The organism is Paraburkholderia phenoliruptrix, assembly GCF_902859825.1.
Taxonomy (GTDB): domain Bacteria; phylum Pseudomonadota; class Gammaproteobacteria; order Burkholderiales; family Burkholderiaceae; genus Paraburkholderia; species Paraburkholderia phenoliruptrix.
In genome coordinates, this window is record NZ_CADIKB010000035.1 from 32,935 (window position 1) to 48,314 (window position 15,380).

Here is a 15,380-nt window from a genome sequence, read left to right on the forward strand (position 1 = left end):
CGACGGTTTGCTCGCAGCGGGCTACGGGGAGATAACGAAATGAAATCGAATCAAGAGGCAGTGAAGAAGGACACCGCATTACGCGCCGCGTTGGTGACCACCGCGGTCTGCGCAGCGCTGCTCGCCGCGCGCGGCTTGCACGCGCAGGAAGCGGTCGAGAACGCGAAGGCCGCCGCCATACCCATCCCGCACGGACCGGTGCAGATGACCATCAGTATGAATCCGGCGCCGGCGCAGCCTGCCAACACGATGCAAAGCGCCGCTGCGCGCGGCCCGGCCTGCACGCGCACGCAGAGCGAGCAGAGCACGGTCGTGGTCCCCGTCGGCAAGTCGACGCTGATGCAGACCGCCGAACCGGTGCGCAATCGCACGCTCGGCAATCCGCTCGTTGCGCAGGCAACGATGGTCTCACCGCAGACGCTCTACGTCGTCGGCATGGCCGTCGGCACGACCAACATGATCGTGCAAGGCAAGAGCGGCGCATGCGAAGTCATCAACGTGGTGGTGAACGCGGACTCCGGTGGCCTGCAAACTTCGCTGTCCCAACTGATGCCCGACGAGCCCAACATTCGCGTATCGACGGTTGCGGGCGATCTCGTGCTGGCGGGCCGCGTCTCAAGCGCACAGGCCGCCGCCCAGGCGCAGGAAATTGCCAAGGCCTATGCGCGCAGCACGCTGCCCGCTGCCAATGGCGGCACGAACGGCAACGGCGGCGCGCCCGCCAAAGCCGCCACCGTGCTGAACATGATGAGCGTCGACTCGCCGCAGCAGGTGATGCTCGAAGTGAAGGTCGCGGAAGTCTCGAAGACCGTGCTCAACCAGTTGGGCTCGGCAATGAACATTCAGGGCGGCTTCGGCTCATGGAGCGGCGCGCTGATCAGCAGCCTGCTCTCGGGCGTGCAAAGCATCGCAGCCGTCAGCAAAGCCAACAACCGGCCGTTCAACGTGGCGGTCGACGGTCAGCACGGCGACGACCTCGTGAAGATTCTCGCCGAACCGAACCTCGTCACGCTGAGCGGCCAGGAAGCCACCTTCCTCGCGGGCGGCAAAGTCTTTATTCCGATTCCGCAGAGCAACCTGAACGGGGTGTCGACCATCATCCTGCAGGAAGAGGAATTCGGCGTCGGCCTGAAGTTCACGCCCACGGTGCTGGCGGGCGGCCGCATCAACCTGAAGGTCGCACCGGAAGTGTCGGAGCTGTCGTCCACCGGCGTCACCGTCGGCGCGACGAATACCAACAACCTCACGGTGCTGCCGCTCATCACCACGCGCCGCGCCTCCACCACCGTGCAGATGAACGACGGCGAAACCTTCGCGATCGGCGGCCTCATCAAGAGCAACGCGGCGGGTACGCTGAAGGCGATTCCCGGCGTCGGCGAAGTGCCGGTGCTCGGCGCGCTCTTCAGGAGCACGTCGTATCAGCAGGACCGCACGGAACTCATTTTCATCATCACGCCGCATCTCGTGAAGCCGCTGCAAGCGGTAGCGAATTTGCCGCTGCCTACGGACCGTCTGAAGACGCCGAACGAAGCCGACGTCTATCTGCTCGGCAACATGGAAGGCCGCGATCCCGCCGGCAGCAGGAAGCCCGCACCGCCCATGCCCGCGCCGACGCCGTCCCCGGCAATGGCTCCGGCACCGTCGCAACCGCAAGCCCCGGCTGCACAGCCGGCCAGCGAACCGCCCGTATCGGCGATGGTGCCGACGCCCGCTGCCATCGCCACGCCGCTGCCCGAGCCGCAAGTCAGCACGCCGGCTGAAGACAGCAAGCCCGCATACGAGGCCGCCGCCCACGCCGCCCAGGTGGAAGCGAACGCCGCGCAGATCGCCGCGCGCGAAACGCTGCCCGCCGACAAACCGCGCTCGCCGTCCGCCCGCGCTCACAACTAAACGCATCCCCGGAGAACATCATGACCAATCGCACCATTTCCTTCTCGCGCTGGGCTGCGTTACTCGTGCCGGCGTGCCTCACGCTCAACGGCTGCATGTCGACGACACCGGACTTCGACCGGCACTTCGGCGAATCCGTGAGGAGCTTCACCGCGGCGCAGATCATCGATCCGGACGCGGCCACGAAAAACCCGTCGACGCCGGGTGTCGACGGCAAGGCAGCCGTGGGCGCAATGGCGAACTACAGCGCGTCGTTCAAGGCGCCGCCGCGAACCGCCAATGCGTTCGTGATCGGCGTGGGCGGCAGCGGCCCGGGTGCTGCCGCCGACAGCGGGGGCATGGCTGCGCCCGCAAACGGCGAATAGCAACATGCGCCCGGCGGCGGTGCGAGCCGCTGCCGGACCGACCAGGCAACGATTTCCGCGGATGACAACATCATGATCAATATCCTCATCAACTCCGAGCACGCAGGCCGAATGTCCGAAGTCGTTCGCCTCGTGACGGACTGCGGCAATTGCACGACGACCCGCATGCTGGGCGCGCCCTCCACGTTGCTCGAACGCGGCGACAGTCTGGATGCATTCGATGTCCTGATCATCGACGCGTCGTCGCCCGAGCGCGCCGAACTCGACTCGGTCAACGTGCTCGTGCACCGCTATCCGCGCCTCACGTGCCTGCTGCTGTTGCCGCAGACCTCGCCCGACACGTTGATCGCGGCGATGCGCGCCGGCATCCGCGACGTGCTGAACTGGCCGCTCGACGCCCGCGCGCTAGGCGACGCCGTGCAGCGCGCGATGGCCCCGCACGCCGGCGACGCGCGCCACGAAACGCACATGGTGTCGTTCATTTCGTGCAAGGGCGGCGCGGGCACGAGTCTCATCGCGGCCAACGTGGGCCACGCGATCGCGACGCTGCACAACAAGCGCGTGTTGCTCGTCGATCTGAACCAGATGTTCGCGGACGCCGCGTTTCTCGTCAGCGACCAGGAGCCGCCGTCGACCTTGCCGCAGATGTGCGCGCAGATCGAGCGCATCGACGCCGCGTTTCTGGAGGCATCGCTCACGCATGTCACCCCCGGCTTTCATGTGCTTGCGGGCGCGGGCGATCCGCTGAAGGCGCTAGAAATCCACGAAGAGCAGCTCGAATGGATTCTCGGCGTGGCGGCGCCGCGCTACGACGTCGTGCTGTTCGACCTCGGCCAGAGCATCAATGCGCTTTCAATCGTGGCACTGGATCGCAGCGCGGAGATTCACATGGTGCTTCAGGCGAGCATGCCGTATGTGCGGGCGGCGCGCCGTCTGCAGGAAATGCTGGTCGCCCTCGCCTATTCGCCCGAGCGGTTGCGCCTCCTGCTCAACCGGCACCGCCGCCACGACGAGCGAGCCGCGAGCGCGCTCGAACAGGTGCTCGGCAAGCGCCCTTCGCATGTGATCGCCGACGACCCGCAAGCGGCGAGCGAAGCCGTCAATCTCGGCGAACCGTTGCTGAAGGTGGCGCGCAACAGTGCGCTCGCGCGCGGCGTGCAGGCGCTCGCACAAAGCATCGTCAATCAGTCGACGGGCGTCGTCCCGCAGAAGAAGCGCGACGAACCGCTGCTGAGCCGCCTCTTCGGCCGCTCCGCCACACAGCGGCAGTCGACGGCGTCATAACGTCAGCCAGGAGAATCTCATGTCACTACGCGAACAGATGTCGTCACAGGCAGTCCACGCATTGCCGGATCGTCAGCCGGGCCCGCGCGCGCCGCTCGGCCTCGCGCGCGCCGCCTATCAGACGCTCAAGCGCAAGGTCCACGAAGCCGTGCTCGACCGCGTCGAACTCGAACGCCTCGCCCGCCTGCCCACGGAACAGGTTCGCCAGGAAATCGGCGGGCTGATTGCGCGCATCCTCGAAGAAGACAAGGCGCCCGTCAACGATCTGGAACGCAGACAGTTGACGACCGACATTCACGACGAAATGTTCGGCTTCGGTCCGCTCGAAGCGCTGCTGCGCGACCCGACCGTGTCGGACATTCTCGTCAACACGCACCGCACCACCTATGTGGAACGCCGCGGCCGTCTCGAACTGACGGACGTCACTTTCTACGACGACGCCCATCTGATGAAGGTGATCGAAAAGATCGTCTCGCGGGTCGGGCGGCGCATCGACGAATCGAGCCCGATGGTCGACGCACGGCTGCCCGACGGCTCGCGCGTGAACGCGATCATTCCGCCCTCAGCCGTGGATGGACCGCTCATGTCGATTCGCCGTTTTGCGGTGAATCCGCTGCAGATGAGCGACCTGATCGCGTCGCAAAGCCTGACGCCGCCGATGGCCGAATTGCTCGACGCGCTCACGCGCGCCAAGGTCAACGTGCTGGTGTCGGGCGGCACGGGCAGCGGCAAGACCACGCTGCTCAACATCCTGTCGGGCTTCATTCCCGAGGGCGAGCGCGTTGTCACGATTGAAGACGCCGCCGAACTCCAGCTGCGCCAGCATCACGTGCTGCGCCTCGAAACGCGGCCGCCGAATGTCGAGGGACGCGGTGAAGTCACGCAACGCACGCTCGTGCGCAACGCGCTGCGGATGCGGCCCGATCGCATCATCCTCGGCGAAGTGCGCGGCGCCGAAGCGCTCGACATGCTCAACGCGATGAACACCGGCCACGAAGGCTCGCTCGCGACGATTCACGCGAACACGCCGCGCGACGCGCTCACGCGCCTCGAGAACATGATCAGCCTCGCGGGCCTCGCGCTGCCGCCCAAGAACTTGCGTCAGCAGATTTCGTCCGCCATCTCGGTGGTGGTGCAGGTCGCGCGCCTGAACGACGGGCGCCGCAAGGTCGTCAGCATTCAGGAATTGACCGGCATGGAAGGCGAGATGGTGAACATGCAGGAGATTTTCACCTTCCGGCGAACCGGCGTCGATCAGAACGGCGCGGTGCGCGGTCACTTCTGCGCGACCGGCGTGAGGCCAAGGTTCACGGAGCGCCTGCAGGCCTTCGGCATTACGCTGCCCGACCAGCTCTACGACCCGAGCCGGCACTTCGAGACGGCATGACGCCGGCGGCACGCGGCTCATTTTTGTGAGGCTTTCATGAATCCTATCTTCTACGCCTTCGCCATCCTGCTGTTCATCGCCGTGGTCCTCGGTATCGAGGGGCTGTATCAGTGGTGGAACAGCCATCACGGCCCCGCCGCGCGCCGCCTCGATCAACGCATCCAGGCGCTGTCGGCCGGCGCGCATGCGAGCAGCGAGCGCCTCTCCATCCTCAAGGAGCGCATGCTGAGCAATTCGGCGCCGCTCCATGCGCTGATGATGCGCGTGCCGCGCATTCATCTGCTCGACCGGTTCATCGTGCAGTCGGGCTTGAGCCTCACGGTGGGGCGGCTCGCGACGCATAGCGTCGTGGCACTCGTGGTCGTGCTGCTCGCGGCGAGCTTCGCTCCGGTGCAACTGCCGGCGCTCATCACGGCGCTCGTCGCCTTTGCCGCCTTTGTCTTTCCGACGCTGCGCATGCTCCGCGCCCGCAGCAAGCGCCTGCGCCTTCTCGAGCGCCAACTGCCGGAAGCCGCGGACATGATCAGCCGGGCACTGCGAGCAGGGCATTCGTTCTCGAGCGCGATCGGCATGCTCGGCAACGAGTTCGCGGAGCCCACAGGCGGCGAGTTTCGCATTGTCTTCGACGAGATCAACTACGGCGTCACGCTCAACGAAGCGCTTCTCAACCTGGCGACGCGCGTGCCGGTGCGCGACCTGCGCTTCTTCGTGATCGCAGTGCTGATCCAGCGCGAAACCGGCGGCAATCTCGCGGAGATTCTCGACGGTATCGCCTCGCTCGTACGCGAACGGCTGCGCCTGTTCGACCAGGTGCGCGTGCTGTCAGCCGAGGGACGCCTCTCGGCGTGGATTATCGGGCTCCTGCCGTTCGCCGCCGCAGGCGGAATGAATCTGCTGAACCCGAGCTTTCTCTCCGTGCTCTGGGAAGATCCCGCCGGCCTCAAGGTGATCGAAGCGGTGCTCGTTTCCATGGTGTTCGGCGTGCTGTGGATGCGGCGAATCGTGCGGATTCGCGTGTGAGGCCGGCATCGCGTGACAAGAACAGATAAGGGGGAATCATGATGCAAACGCTCGATTCAGCCAACATGCTGCTGTTAGGCGGCGTGTTCTTGGCAGCCTTTGCCGCTGTCGTTGCCGTCATGTGGTGGATGACGCCGAGGGACATGCAGCGCCGCATCGAACAGGCGGGCGGCGTGTCGCTCGCGCCGGAGGCACCGTCCCCGGTCGCATCGGGATGGGCCGAAAAAATCGCGGACATGTCGCGGCCCATTTCGCAGTTGTCCATTCCGAAGGAAGGCTGGGAAGACTCGCCGCTGCGGCTGCGCCTTATGAACGCGGGCTGGCGTTCGTCGACGGCAGCTGCGCTCTACTTCGCGGCGAAAACGGTGCTCGCGCTGCTGCTGCCTTTGCTCGGCCTCGCCGCGTTGATGCAGATGCCGTCCGTCAACGGACAGTTTGCCGTGAGCGCACTCATTCTCGCGATGCTGGCGGCCATCGGCTACTACGTGCCCAACGCGGTGCTGGCGCGCTGCCGTGCGCGGCGGCAGCGCGCGATTGTCGAGGGCTTTCCCGATGCGCTCGATCTGCTGACCGTCTGCGTCGAAGCGGGCCTCGGCATGGACGCCGCGCTAATGCGCGTGGCGGGCGAAATGCAGCTCGCGAGTCCCGAAGTCGCCAGCGAATTGCAACTGATGTTGCTGGAGCTGCGTTCGGGTTTCACCAAAGAGAAGGCGCTGCGCAACTTCGCGTTACGCACGGGCGTCGACGACATCGACACGTTTGCGTCGATGCTGGTGCAGGCTGAACGCTTCGGCACGAGCATCGGCGCTTCGCTGCGCGTCATGTCGGACACGCTGCGCACGCGCCGCAGAATGCGCGCCGAAGAACGCGCCGCGAAGATCGCGTTGAAGCTGCTGTTTCCGCTGATCTTCTGCATCTTCCCGGCGCTGATGACGGTGCTGATGGGGCCCGCGTTCATTCACATCTACCGCGTGCTGCTGCCGACGCTCGGTACGTGAACGACATCTATCGGGAACAGCGCCGCGCATGAAACGCGAAACCGCGGCGCGCACAGGGGACACGAAATGAACCATAAGACAAGGCATTTTCCGGCTTCGGCGGGCGCGCGCCCGGCTGGCGCCGAGCTGCCGCATCGTCAGTCACGCGGCGCGGAAAACGGCACAGGACGCCGTCAACAGCGGCTGGTCGCGGCGCACGCAGGACGCACGCTGCTTGCGTTGCGCAGACGCGGGCCGCGCCGCGAAGCGGGGGTCGCGGTGGTCGAGTTCGGGCTCATTCTGCCGCTTCTCTTGCTGCTCGTGTTCGGTATGGTCGAATTCAGCATCGCGCTGTACGACAAGGCGGTCATTACCAACGCGAGCCGGGAAGCGGCACGCGCCGGCGTCATGTACAAGGTGCCGGTGCTGACGCCCGCGCAGATCACCACCGTCGCGCAGAACTATGCGTCGACGTATCTGATCACCTTCGGCACCTCGACGCCGGTGAGCGTGGCCGTCGATCAATCGGCGGGCACGACGACGGGCCAGCCGCTCAAGGTCACGCTCACCTATTCGTACAGCGGCGTCGGACTCGGCTCGATCGTCACTCAACTGGTGGGCACGGTGCCGCTCACCGCCGTCACCACCATGAACTACGAATAGCGAGCGAAGACGCAGCGGCGAGCCGATGGCCGCTGCCTGACGCAATCCACACGCGATGGAGGTCCAACATGCAAGCCAGAAAAAGCCATAGGGCGGCGCGCGAGCGCCAACGCGGCGCGGTCGCCGTGATGACCGCACTGTGTCTGACCGCGCTGGTCGGCACAACGGCACTCGCGGTCGATCTGGGCCGCGCGTGGGTCGTGCGCAACGAATTGCAGAATGCCGCCGACGCCGCGGCGCTCGCTGGCGCGGGTTCGCTCGGGCCGAATTACAAGAGTCCGGACTGGACGCAGGCGGCGGCGAAGGCGCAATCCGCGATCACGTTGAACAAGACCGAGGGCGTTGCGCTTGTGACGGCCCAGGTGCAGACCGGCTACTGGAACGTGAAGGGCACGCCCGCGGGCATGCAGGCGCTGCCGGTCCCTGCGCCGGGCGCCTACGACCGGCCCGCGGTACAGGTCACGGTGAGCCGCGCGGCCGGGCAGAACGGCGGACCGCTGTCGCTCGTGCTCGCGCCGGTTCTCGGCATCACCACCATGCCGATCAGCGCGACGGCCGTGGCGGTCATCTCGGCACCGGGTTATGCGGGGCCGGGAGCGCTTTTTCCGCAGGCTATTTCGCAGTGTCTTTACTCGGCGTACTGGAATGCGACGACGGGACAGCCGGTGAACGATCCTGCGACAGGCCAGCCTCAGGAGTTCAAGATCGGCTCCGCCTATAACTATCCCGGGTGCGCGGCAGGCATGGGCTCCGGACAGTGGACGTCGTTCCAGCTCAACGTTCAGGACGTGACCTCGATTCGCAATCTGATCGCCAACGGCAACCCGACGCCGCTGCAAATCGGCGATATGACGTGGATCCAGTCAGGCCTGAAAAACTCGATCTACAACAATGTGCCGTACCCCGCCGATGTGCTGCTGCCGGTCGTCGCGTCGTTGGGCAGCGGCACGACGGGTAGCACGGTGCCGATAGTCGCGTTTGCGCCTTTTCACATAGACAACGCGGACAACGGCAGCAATCCGTATATTTCCGGCCACTTCATCGCCGGTTATAAAGCAGCGTCGGCGAGCGGCGGCTCCGGCTCGGCGACGTATTACGGTGCCGTCACTGCGCCGAGCCTCGCTAACTGACGCCTTTCGCCTCACCGTCGCCGCCTCGCCACTCGCATCCGCAGCGAACCCACCTGCCGGGAACGTTCGCTGCGGGTAACCAGCAAAGCGCCCGCCATCGCGACGACGCAAGCTGTTCGCAAGCCGTTCCAAGCGGGCGCCAGTCAATTTTTTCAACGCTTCATGTAAGCCTTTCATGTGCGTATCCCCGCGCGTCTCGCGCGGGTTTTTCGCACGACGGCAGGAGTCGCGCTATGCAGAACGCAGAACAGAATCCCACGCAAAAACAGCAGAACGAAATGGCGGCAAAAAGTCCGGCGCAGACGCCCGCGACGGGCACCGCCTCCCCGGACGCGCGCACGCAGGCGAAGGAATTCGGCAGCTCGAGCAACGCGGGCTCGGCTGAGCCGACGCCGCGCAAGAGCAACGCGTCGAACCTGCCGCCCATCGACCTCGACGCCGTCACCGCCGACTCCCCCGACCCGCTGCACCGCGCGAAGAGCCGCACGGTTTCCGTCGACACGGCGAACACCGCGGGAACCGACAACACCGTCGACACGGACGCGAAGAACCTGGAAGCGAGAAAAAACGCGTCTTTGTGGCACGACAACGTGATTTCGTCGAACGCGACACTGGAGAACCATGTGCCGGCGCCCGCGGCGGGGCTCGGCGGCATCGACAGCCGCGAAGGCGGCAACCTGCCGCTCGTCGCCGCGCGCGACGGCTGGCGGGTGACCTATCGCGGCACCGTCTACATCGAGCGAAGGAACGGTGCGCTCGCGGAGCACGTCATTCAGTTCGATGCCCTTCGCCCGGGCGACGAGAGCGGCACTTAACCGGTGCACAACTGAACGCAAGCGCGTATTGCCGCGGATAGGGGCGCATCAGCATCCGCATAGACGGCGCAACGTCACGAGGCACGGCACTTGCGCAGCTCCTTCGCCGGACACATGGAGCCCTTTCCGCATGGAAGGACAACCTGTCGCCTGCCGGCGCGCAAGTTCGGGAAGGGCACCATGGATCTCGTCGGGCACAGCGATCGGAGCCGCGCGAGCCGCGTGCGCGGGCGGCGGCATTCACGCGTTCTGTCGCGCTACGCGGGCCGGCCCATTCGTCTCATCTGGCGCTATGTCGCGCGCCGCAAAGTGGCGCACGCCGTCGTGCTCGGGAGCGTCGCGGCCGCAGTCGGCTTCGCGCTCGCTTCGCAATACGGCATTCGCAATCTGATCGACGCGCTGCCGCACGGACGCGCTCATCCGCGCACCGTCGTGTATGCATTCGCCGTGCTCGTCGCCCTTATTTTCGCGGACAACCTGATGTGGCGCGTCGCCGGCTGGGTCTCGTCACGCGCGTTCGTGCGCGTGACGGGCGACATCCGCGAGGACATGTTCGGCTATCTGATGGGCCACGCACCCGGCTTCTTCGCGGACAAACCGCCGGGCGTGCTGTCGAGCCGCGTGTCGGCCACGGCGAACGCTGTGTATGTGATCGAGAACACGGTCGCGTGGACCGCGTTGCCGCCGACGCTCACGGTGATCGGCGCGATCGTCGTGGTCGCGACCGTCAGCTTGCCGATGAGCCTCGCGCTCGTCGCGGTGTCCGCGCTGCTCACCGCGTGTCTCTTCTGGCTCGCGCGCAAAGGCACGTCGCGGCACGAGGCGTTCGCGAGCCAGGCCGCTTCGGTGGACGGCGAACTCGTCGACGTGATCGGCAATATGGGACTCGTGCGCGCATTCAGCGCGGTGCACGCGGAAGTGCGGCGCTTCGACAGCCACCTCGAAGCCGAAGCGCTAACGCGCAGGCGCAGTCTGCTGTATCTGGAGAAGCTACGCATTCTGCACGCGCTCGTCACTGCGTTGCTGTCGGCCGCGCTGCTCGGCTGGACCCTTTGGCTCTGGACGCAAGGCAGAGCGAGCACCGGCGACGTCGTGCTGGTCGGCTCGCTCGGCTTTGCGATTCTGCACGGTTCGCGCGATGTCGCCGTCGCCTTTGTCGATTTGACGCAGCACGTGGCGCGTCTCGCGGAAGCATCGCAAACCTTGCTGATGCCCTATTCGATGCCGGAACCGCCGAAAGCGATACCGCTCGTCGTGCGCGAAGCGACGATCGACTTCGAGAATGTTTCGTTTGCCTATCCAGGACGCCGGCGCGTGTTGAGCGACCTGACGCTGCATATCGAAGCCGGCGAGCGCGTCGGGCTCGTGGGGCCGTCGGGCGCGGGGAAATCGACGGTGCTCGCGCTGCTGCAGCACTTTTACGAGCCGGCCAGCGGGTGTGTGCGCATTGCAGGCCAGGACATCTCGTACGTGACGCTGGAAAGCCTGCAGAGAGCGATTTCCGTCGTGCCGCAGGACGTCGCACTGTTTCACCGGTCGCTGCTGGAGAACATCCGCTACGGGTGCCCCGATGCAACCGAAGCGGATGTCCGGCGCGCGTGCGAGGACGCGAGCTGCATGGACTTCATCGCCGCATTGCCGGACGGCCTGAATGCGATAGCCGGCGACCGCGGCACGAAGCTGTCGGGCGGACAGCGTCAGCGCATCGCAATTGCACGCGCGATATTGAAGGATTCGCCCGTGCTGCTGCTCGACGAGGCGACCTCGGCGCTCGACACCTCGTCGGAAATCGTCATTCAGGCTGCGCTTGAACGTCTCATGAAAAATCGCACGGTGATCGCAATCGCACACCGGCTTTCCACGTTGCAGTCGTTCGACCGGATCATCGTGCTCAATCGCGGCCGCGTCGTGCAGGAGGGCACACCCGCGCAACTGGCCACCGTGCCGGGCATCTATCGCGACACGCTCGCGCGTCACAACCGGCGCGCACCGCCGCATACGCTGAATTGAACTGCACTGCACGCAGGCGCCTCGCCGTGTGCGCAAAAGACAGACTCGCACCACTAGCCGTCCATGCGCTCGCCTTCTTTTCTGATCAACTCGATCAGGCGTTGCGCAGGCATCCGGTAGCACGTCTGCTGCTGCACGCCCCATTCGGAACGCTCGGTTTCCACGAGCAGCACGAACTTGCCGTCCGGGCTCGCTTCAAGGTGCTGCATGTTCAGCATTTCCTCGCCGGCTATGTCGGTTTCCTGCCCGAGCGTCATGACACCCTTTGCGCCATATCCCATGCCACGCCTCCATGCCGCGCCATCCAGCCGCTATTGCGAACGATCGCGGGTCTCGCCTGCTGCCGGCATCGTCCGAAGGGAGGGCAGCAAAGCGCGTACCGCCGCGGCATGTCGCTGCATGTCGCCGCGATTGACGGATAATCGCCGCTGCGTCCGCACACTTGCTGCACTGCACGAGGCGCTTCATGGTTTACCGCACTACTGCCCTCGCGTGGCCGAGGTCAGCATCGGGAACACTTCGCAACGAACACAAAAAGACTTCACATGCGCATTCCACCCGTCAAAGCCATCATCGCGTTCGAGAGCGTGGCCCGCACCGGGAGCGTCAATCGCGCGTCGGAGGAACTCGGGCTGACGGCTTCCGCAGTGAGCCATCAGATCAGCAATCTCGAGTCGGTCATCGGCCAGGCGCTGTTCTATCGCTCCGGACGCGGCCTCGTCCTGACGCCGACGGGCGAGCGCTATCTGTCGGACGTGACGGGTTCTCTCGCGGACCTGAGCCGCGCCACCGAACGTGCGTCGAGCCGCACCGAGGTCGAAATTCTGCGCGTGCATTCGAGCCCGAGCTTCGGCCTCATGTGGCTGCTGCCGCGGCTTGCCTCGTTTCAGGAAGCGAACGGCGACATCCAGCTGAACCTTGCCTGCTCATACGAGGATGTGTCGTTCACGAGCGGTTACTACGACATCGACATTCGGCACGGCTACGGGAACTGGCGCGACCTGGAAGTGCGCACGCTGCGCAACGAGTTCATCGCGCCGCTCGCGTCGCCCGCTTATCTGCGCAACCACCCGGTCGACACGCCGGAAGATCTGCTCGCGCATCGGCTGATCTATTCGGAGACGCCGCTCGTGCAGTGGCAGCAATGGTTCGGGCGCACCGGCGTTTCCGCGAAGCAGAAGACGTTCGACTTCTCTTTCGACCGCTCGTACATGTCGCTCGAAACCGCGGCGCTCGGGCTCGGCATCGCGCTCGAAAGCCTGATGCTCGCCTCGGTTCGCATCAGGGAAGGCGCGCTCGTGCCGGTGTTCGACCAGTCGCATGCGGTCGAAGTGGGCGCGCATCATCTGGTTTATCCGCCGCAAAATGCGGATTTGCCGCGCGTGGTGCGGTTCATCGCGTGGATCGAGCGCGAAATCGGCCACAAGGAGCGCGCGGCCTGAAAAACGCGTGCGCATCGGCACCAGGGTATTCCATCATCGTCATCGTTGCACCTGCTTGCGGGCCGCGCGCCAGGCGCCGTCCAGCAAGCGTGTCGCCGCCGCGCGCGAACACCTGAAAATTTCTCAAGCATAGTTGAGCCGTACCGCGTTGATGCGGGTAGCGGCCTGCCGGACACTTGCGCCATCACATCAACACTCAGGAGACACGTGATGCTGCTCGAGAACAAGGTGGTTATCGTAACGGGCGCTGCGTCGCCGCGCGGAATCGGCAAGGCGACCGCGAAAGCGCTGGCCGCACAAGGCGCGCATGTCGTGATCCTCGATCTGCGCGAGGAAGACGCTAAAGCCGCCGCCGCGGATCTCGGCGCCGGACATCTCGGGCTTGCCTGCGACGTGACAGACAAAGCCGCGTGCGTGAAGGCCGCCAAAGCGGCGCTCGAACCCTATGGCCGCATCGACGGCCTCGTCAACAACGCGGGCATCACGCAACCGGTGCGTACGCTCGACATCAGCGCCGAGGGCTTCGACGCGATTGTGGACGTCAATTTGCGCGGCACGCTGTACATGTCGCAAGCCGTGTTGCCCGCAATGAAGGAACAGAAAAGCGGCAGCATCGTGTGCATGTCGTCGGTCTCGGCGCAGCGCGGCGGCGGCATTTTCGGCGGCCCGCACTACAGCGCGGCGAAGGCCGGCGTGCTCGGTCTCGCACGCGCGATGGCCCGCGAATTCGGCCCCGACAGCATTCGCGTGAACTCGATCACGCCCGGCCTGATCCAGACCGACATTACCGGCGACAAGCTCACGCCCGAGATGCGCACGGACATCATCAAAGGCATTCCGCTCGGCCGTCTCGGCGATGCCGCGGATGTCGCGAATGCCTGCCTCTTCCTCGTGAGCGACTTGTCGACGTATCTGACGGGCATCACACTCGACGTGAACGGCGGCATGCTCATTCATTGACGGCGTCGCCTCAAGGCGACGCCGTGTTCGTGGCACTCGGGGCCAACGCAGGCCAACACAGGGCCAACCCCGAGGCACATGGAAGGAGACACAACATGAAATCGAAATACACTGCCTCGGCGATCGACGGCGAAATGCCGGCCGCCGCGGATTCGACGAGCTTCGAGTCGCGCACCTACGCGAAAGTCAGCCGTAGACTGATTCCGTTTCTGATGCTGTGCTATCTGGGCGCGTATCTGGATCGTGTCAACGTCGGCTTTGCCAAGCTGCAGATGCTCAACGACCTGCGCTTCAGCGAAACGATCTACGGCATGGGCGCGGGCATTTTCTTTCTCGGCTACTTTTTGTTCGAAGTGCCGAGCAATCTGATTCTGCATCGTGTCGGCGCGCGCAAGTGGCTCGCACGCATCATGCTCACGTGGGCGGTGATCTCCGCGTCGTTCGTGTTCGTCAAGACGCCCACCGCGTTCTACGCGCTGCGCTTTCTACTCGGCGTCGCCGAAGCGGGTTTTGCGCCGGGCGTGATTCTGTACCTCACGTACTGGTTTCCCGCCACGCGCCGAGCCAAGGCGCTGTCCATCTTCTTCATGGCGATTCCGCTTGCCGGCATACTCGGCGGTCCGCTGTCGGGCTGGATCATGCATTCGCTTCAGGGCGCGATGAACATGGCCGGCTGGAAATGGCTGTTCCTGCTCGAAGCGCTGCCCTCGCTTGTACTCGGCGTGGCGATCCTGCTGTATCTGGACGACGGCATCGCGAAGGCGAAGTGGCTCACCGAGTCGGAAAAGAATCTGCTGGCACGCAACGTCGCGAGCGACAGCGCACACACCACCGCGCACATATCGATTCGCTCGTTCATCGGCGACCGCCGTTTGTGGCTGATGGCGGCGATCTACTTCTGCGTTGTGCTCGGCCAGTACGGCCTGACCTTCTGGCTACCGACGATCATCCGCAAATCGGGCGTTGCCGATCCGCTGTGGGTCGGCGTGTTCACCGCCGTTCCGTATCTGTGCGCGATCGTGGCGCTGCCGCTGATCGGCATGAGCGCGGACCGTCGCCGCGAACGCCGGCTTCACCTCGCGATTCCGATGCTGATCTCCGCCGCCGGCTTTGCGATTCTGCCCACGCTCGGCAGCGTGCCTGCGTCGATCGCCTGTCTGAGCATTGCGGCGGCCGGCATTCTCGCGTCGTCGTCGCAATTCTGGTCGCTGCCCACGGCGCTGTTAGGCGGTATGTCGGCTGCGGCGGGCATCGCGGCGGTCAACTGCTTCGCCAATCTCGCGGGCTTCTTTTCGCCGGCCATCGTCGGCTGGCTCAACGACCTGACAGGCCGCTCGACCGCCGGGCTCATCTTTATCTCGGCTGCCGTCACGCTCGGCGCGTGCCTGGTGTTCCTCGTGCCTGCGCGTTCCGTGAACCGCTGACCGCTTACCAACA

14 protein-coding genes are annotated in these 15,380 nt (G+C 65.2%); 13 read left to right on the plus strand and 1 reads right to left on the minus strand.

What is annotated here, in order from left to right:
- Positions 1–39 precede the first annotated feature (39 nt).
- The 10 genes from HV711_RS26050 to HV711_RS26095 all read left to right on the plus strand — a co-directional run bounded on the left by HV711_RS26050 (position 40) and on the right by HV711_RS26095 (position 11,541).
- Complete coding sequence (locus HV711_RS26050) at positions 40–1,890, plus strand: type II and III secretion system protein family protein (RefSeq protein ID WP_035478823.1); 1,851 nt, start codon at positions 40–42, stop codon at positions 1,888–1,890.
- 20 nt (positions 1,891–1,910) lie between these two features.
- Positions 1,911–2,255, plus strand: coding sequence for a hypothetical protein (locus tag HV711_RS26055; protein WP_035478820.1), 345 nt, complete (start codon positions 1,911–1,913; stop codon positions 2,253–2,255).
- Between the two features lie 72 nt (positions 2,256–2,327).
- Entirely contained in the window at positions 2,328–3,539 is a 1,212-nt protein-coding gene (locus tag HV711_RS26060) for a CpaE/TadZ family protein (RefSeq protein WP_014972914.1), read from the plus strand.
- Between the two features lie 19 nt (positions 3,540–3,558).
- Entirely contained in the window at positions 3,559–4,926 is a 1,368-nt protein-coding gene (locus tag HV711_RS26065; protein ID WP_013591588.1) for a TadA family conjugal transfer-associated ATPase, read from the plus strand.
- Between the two features lie 36 nt (positions 4,927–4,962).
- Positions 4,963–5,946, plus strand: a complete 984-nt coding sequence (locus HV711_RS26070; RefSeq protein WP_035478817.1) for a type II secretion system F family protein — start codon at positions 4,963–4,965, stop codon at positions 5,944–5,946.
- A 41-nt stretch (positions 5,947–5,987) separates the two neighbouring features.
- Positions 5,988–6,944: a type II secretion system F family protein gene (locus HV711_RS26075; protein WP_028362516.1), complete on the plus strand. Its 957-nt coding sequence runs from the start codon at positions 5,988–5,990 to the stop codon at positions 6,942–6,944.
- 66 nt (positions 6,945–7,010) lie between these two features.
- Positions 7,011–7,586, plus strand: a complete 576-nt coding sequence (locus HV711_RS26080; RefSeq protein ID WP_035478814.1) for a TadE/TadG family type IV pilus assembly protein — start codon at positions 7,011–7,013, stop codon at positions 7,584–7,586.
- A 68-nt stretch (positions 7,587–7,654) separates the two neighbouring features.
- Entirely contained in the window at positions 7,655–8,716 is a 1,062-nt protein-coding gene (locus tag HV711_RS26085) for a TadG family pilus assembly protein (protein ID WP_035478812.1), read from the plus strand.
- A gap of 233 nt (positions 8,717–8,949) precedes the next feature.
- Positions 8,950–9,531 carry a DUF3005 domain-containing protein gene (locus HV711_RS26090; RefSeq protein ID WP_035478809.1) on the plus strand — a complete coding sequence of 194 codons (582 nt, stop codon included), beginning with the start codon at positions 8,950–8,952 and terminating at the stop codon, positions 9,529–9,531.
- A gap of 180 nt (positions 9,532–9,711) precedes the next feature.
- Positions 9,712–11,541: an ABC transporter ATP-binding protein gene (locus HV711_RS26095; protein WP_035478806.1), complete on the plus strand. Its 1,830-nt coding sequence runs from the start codon at positions 9,712–9,714 to the stop codon at positions 11,539–11,541.
- Between the two features lie 53 nt (positions 11,542–11,594).
- Here the strand turns inward: HV711_RS26095 and HV711_RS26100 are convergent, their stop codons facing one another.
- Positions 11,595–11,822, minus strand: a complete 228-nt coding sequence (locus HV711_RS26100) for a hypothetical protein (protein ID WP_013591581.1) — start codon at positions 11,820–11,822, stop codon at positions 11,595–11,597.
- A 264-nt stretch (positions 11,823–12,086) separates the two neighbouring features.
- On the opposite strand from HV711_RS26100, the gene HV711_RS26105 reads away from it, so the two are divergent.
- The 3 genes from HV711_RS26105 to HV711_RS26115 all read left to right on the plus strand — a co-directional run bounded on the left by HV711_RS26105 (position 12,087) and on the right by HV711_RS26115 (position 15,367).
- Positions 12,087–12,983: a LysR substrate-binding domain-containing protein gene (locus HV711_RS26105; protein WP_035478802.1), complete on the plus strand. Its 897-nt coding sequence runs from the start codon at positions 12,087–12,089 to the stop codon at positions 12,981–12,983.
- 210 nt (positions 12,984–13,193) lie between these two features.
- The gene (locus HV711_RS26110; RefSeq protein ID WP_035478800.1) at positions 13,194–13,943 is read left to right on the plus strand and encodes an SDR family NAD(P)-dependent oxidoreductase; all 750 of its coding nucleotides are present in this window, start codon (positions 13,194–13,196) and stop codon (positions 13,941–13,943) included.
- Between the two features lie 95 nt (positions 13,944–14,038).
- Positions 14,039–15,367 (plus strand): MFS transporter, encoded by a 1,329-nt coding sequence (locus HV711_RS26115; RefSeq protein WP_035478798.1) that lies wholly within the window; start codon positions 14,039–14,041, stop codon positions 15,365–15,367.
- Positions 15,368–15,380: the final 13 nt, after the last annotated feature.

Excerpts from the sequence above, each read along its gene's own strand:
- HV711_RS26105 (WP_035478802.1), top strand. The coding sequence starts at position 12,087 with ATGCGCATTCCACCCGTCAAAGCCATCATCGCGTTCGAGAGCGTGGCC.
- HV711_RS26100 (WP_013591581.1), bottom strand. The coding sequence starts at position 11,822 with ATGGGATATGGCGCAAAGGGTGTCATGACGCTCGGGCAGGAAACCGAC.
- HV711_RS26110 (WP_035478800.1), top strand. The coding sequence starts at position 13,194 with ATGCTGCTCGAGAACAAGGTGGTTATCGTAACGGGCGCTGCGTCGCCG.
- HV711_RS26090 (WP_035478809.1), top strand. The coding sequence starts at position 8,950 with ATGCAGAACGCAGAACAGAATCCCACGCAAAAACAGCAGAACGAAATG.
- HV711_RS26085 (WP_035478812.1), top strand. The coding sequence starts at position 7,655 with ATGCAAGCCAGAAAAAGCCATAGGGCGGCGCGCGAGCGCCAACGCGGC.
- HV711_RS26080 (WP_035478814.1), top strand. The coding sequence starts at position 7,011 with ATGAACCATAAGACAAGGCATTTTCCGGCTTCGGCGGGCGCGCGCCCG.
- HV711_RS26070 (WP_035478817.1), top strand. The coding sequence starts at position 4,963 with ATGAATCCTATCTTCTACGCCTTCGCCATCCTGCTGTTCATCGCCGTG.
- HV711_RS26075 (WP_028362516.1), top strand. The coding sequence starts at position 5,988 with ATGCAAACGCTCGATTCAGCCAACATGCTGCTGTTAGGCGGCGTGTTC.
- HV711_RS26065 (WP_013591588.1), top strand. The coding sequence starts at position 3,559 with ATGTCACTACGCGAACAGATGTCGTCACAGGCAGTCCACGCATTGCCG.
- HV711_RS26095 (WP_035478806.1), top strand. The coding sequence starts at position 9,712 with ATGGATCTCGTCGGGCACAGCGATCGGAGCCGCGCGAGCCGCGTGCGC.
- HV711_RS26050 (WP_035478823.1), top strand. The coding sequence starts at position 40 with ATGAAATCGAATCAAGAGGCAGTGAAGAAGGACACCGCATTACGCGCC.
- HV711_RS26055 (WP_035478820.1), top strand. The coding sequence starts at position 1,911 with ATGACCAATCGCACCATTTCCTTCTCGCGCTGGGCTGCGTTACTCGTG.
- HV711_RS26060 (WP_014972914.1), top strand. The coding sequence starts at position 2,328 with ATGATCAATATCCTCATCAACTCCGAGCACGCAGGCCGAATGTCCGAA.
- HV711_RS26115 (WP_035478798.1), top strand. The coding sequence starts at position 14,039 with ATGAAATCGAAATACACTGCCTCGGCGATCGACGGCGAAATGCCGGCC.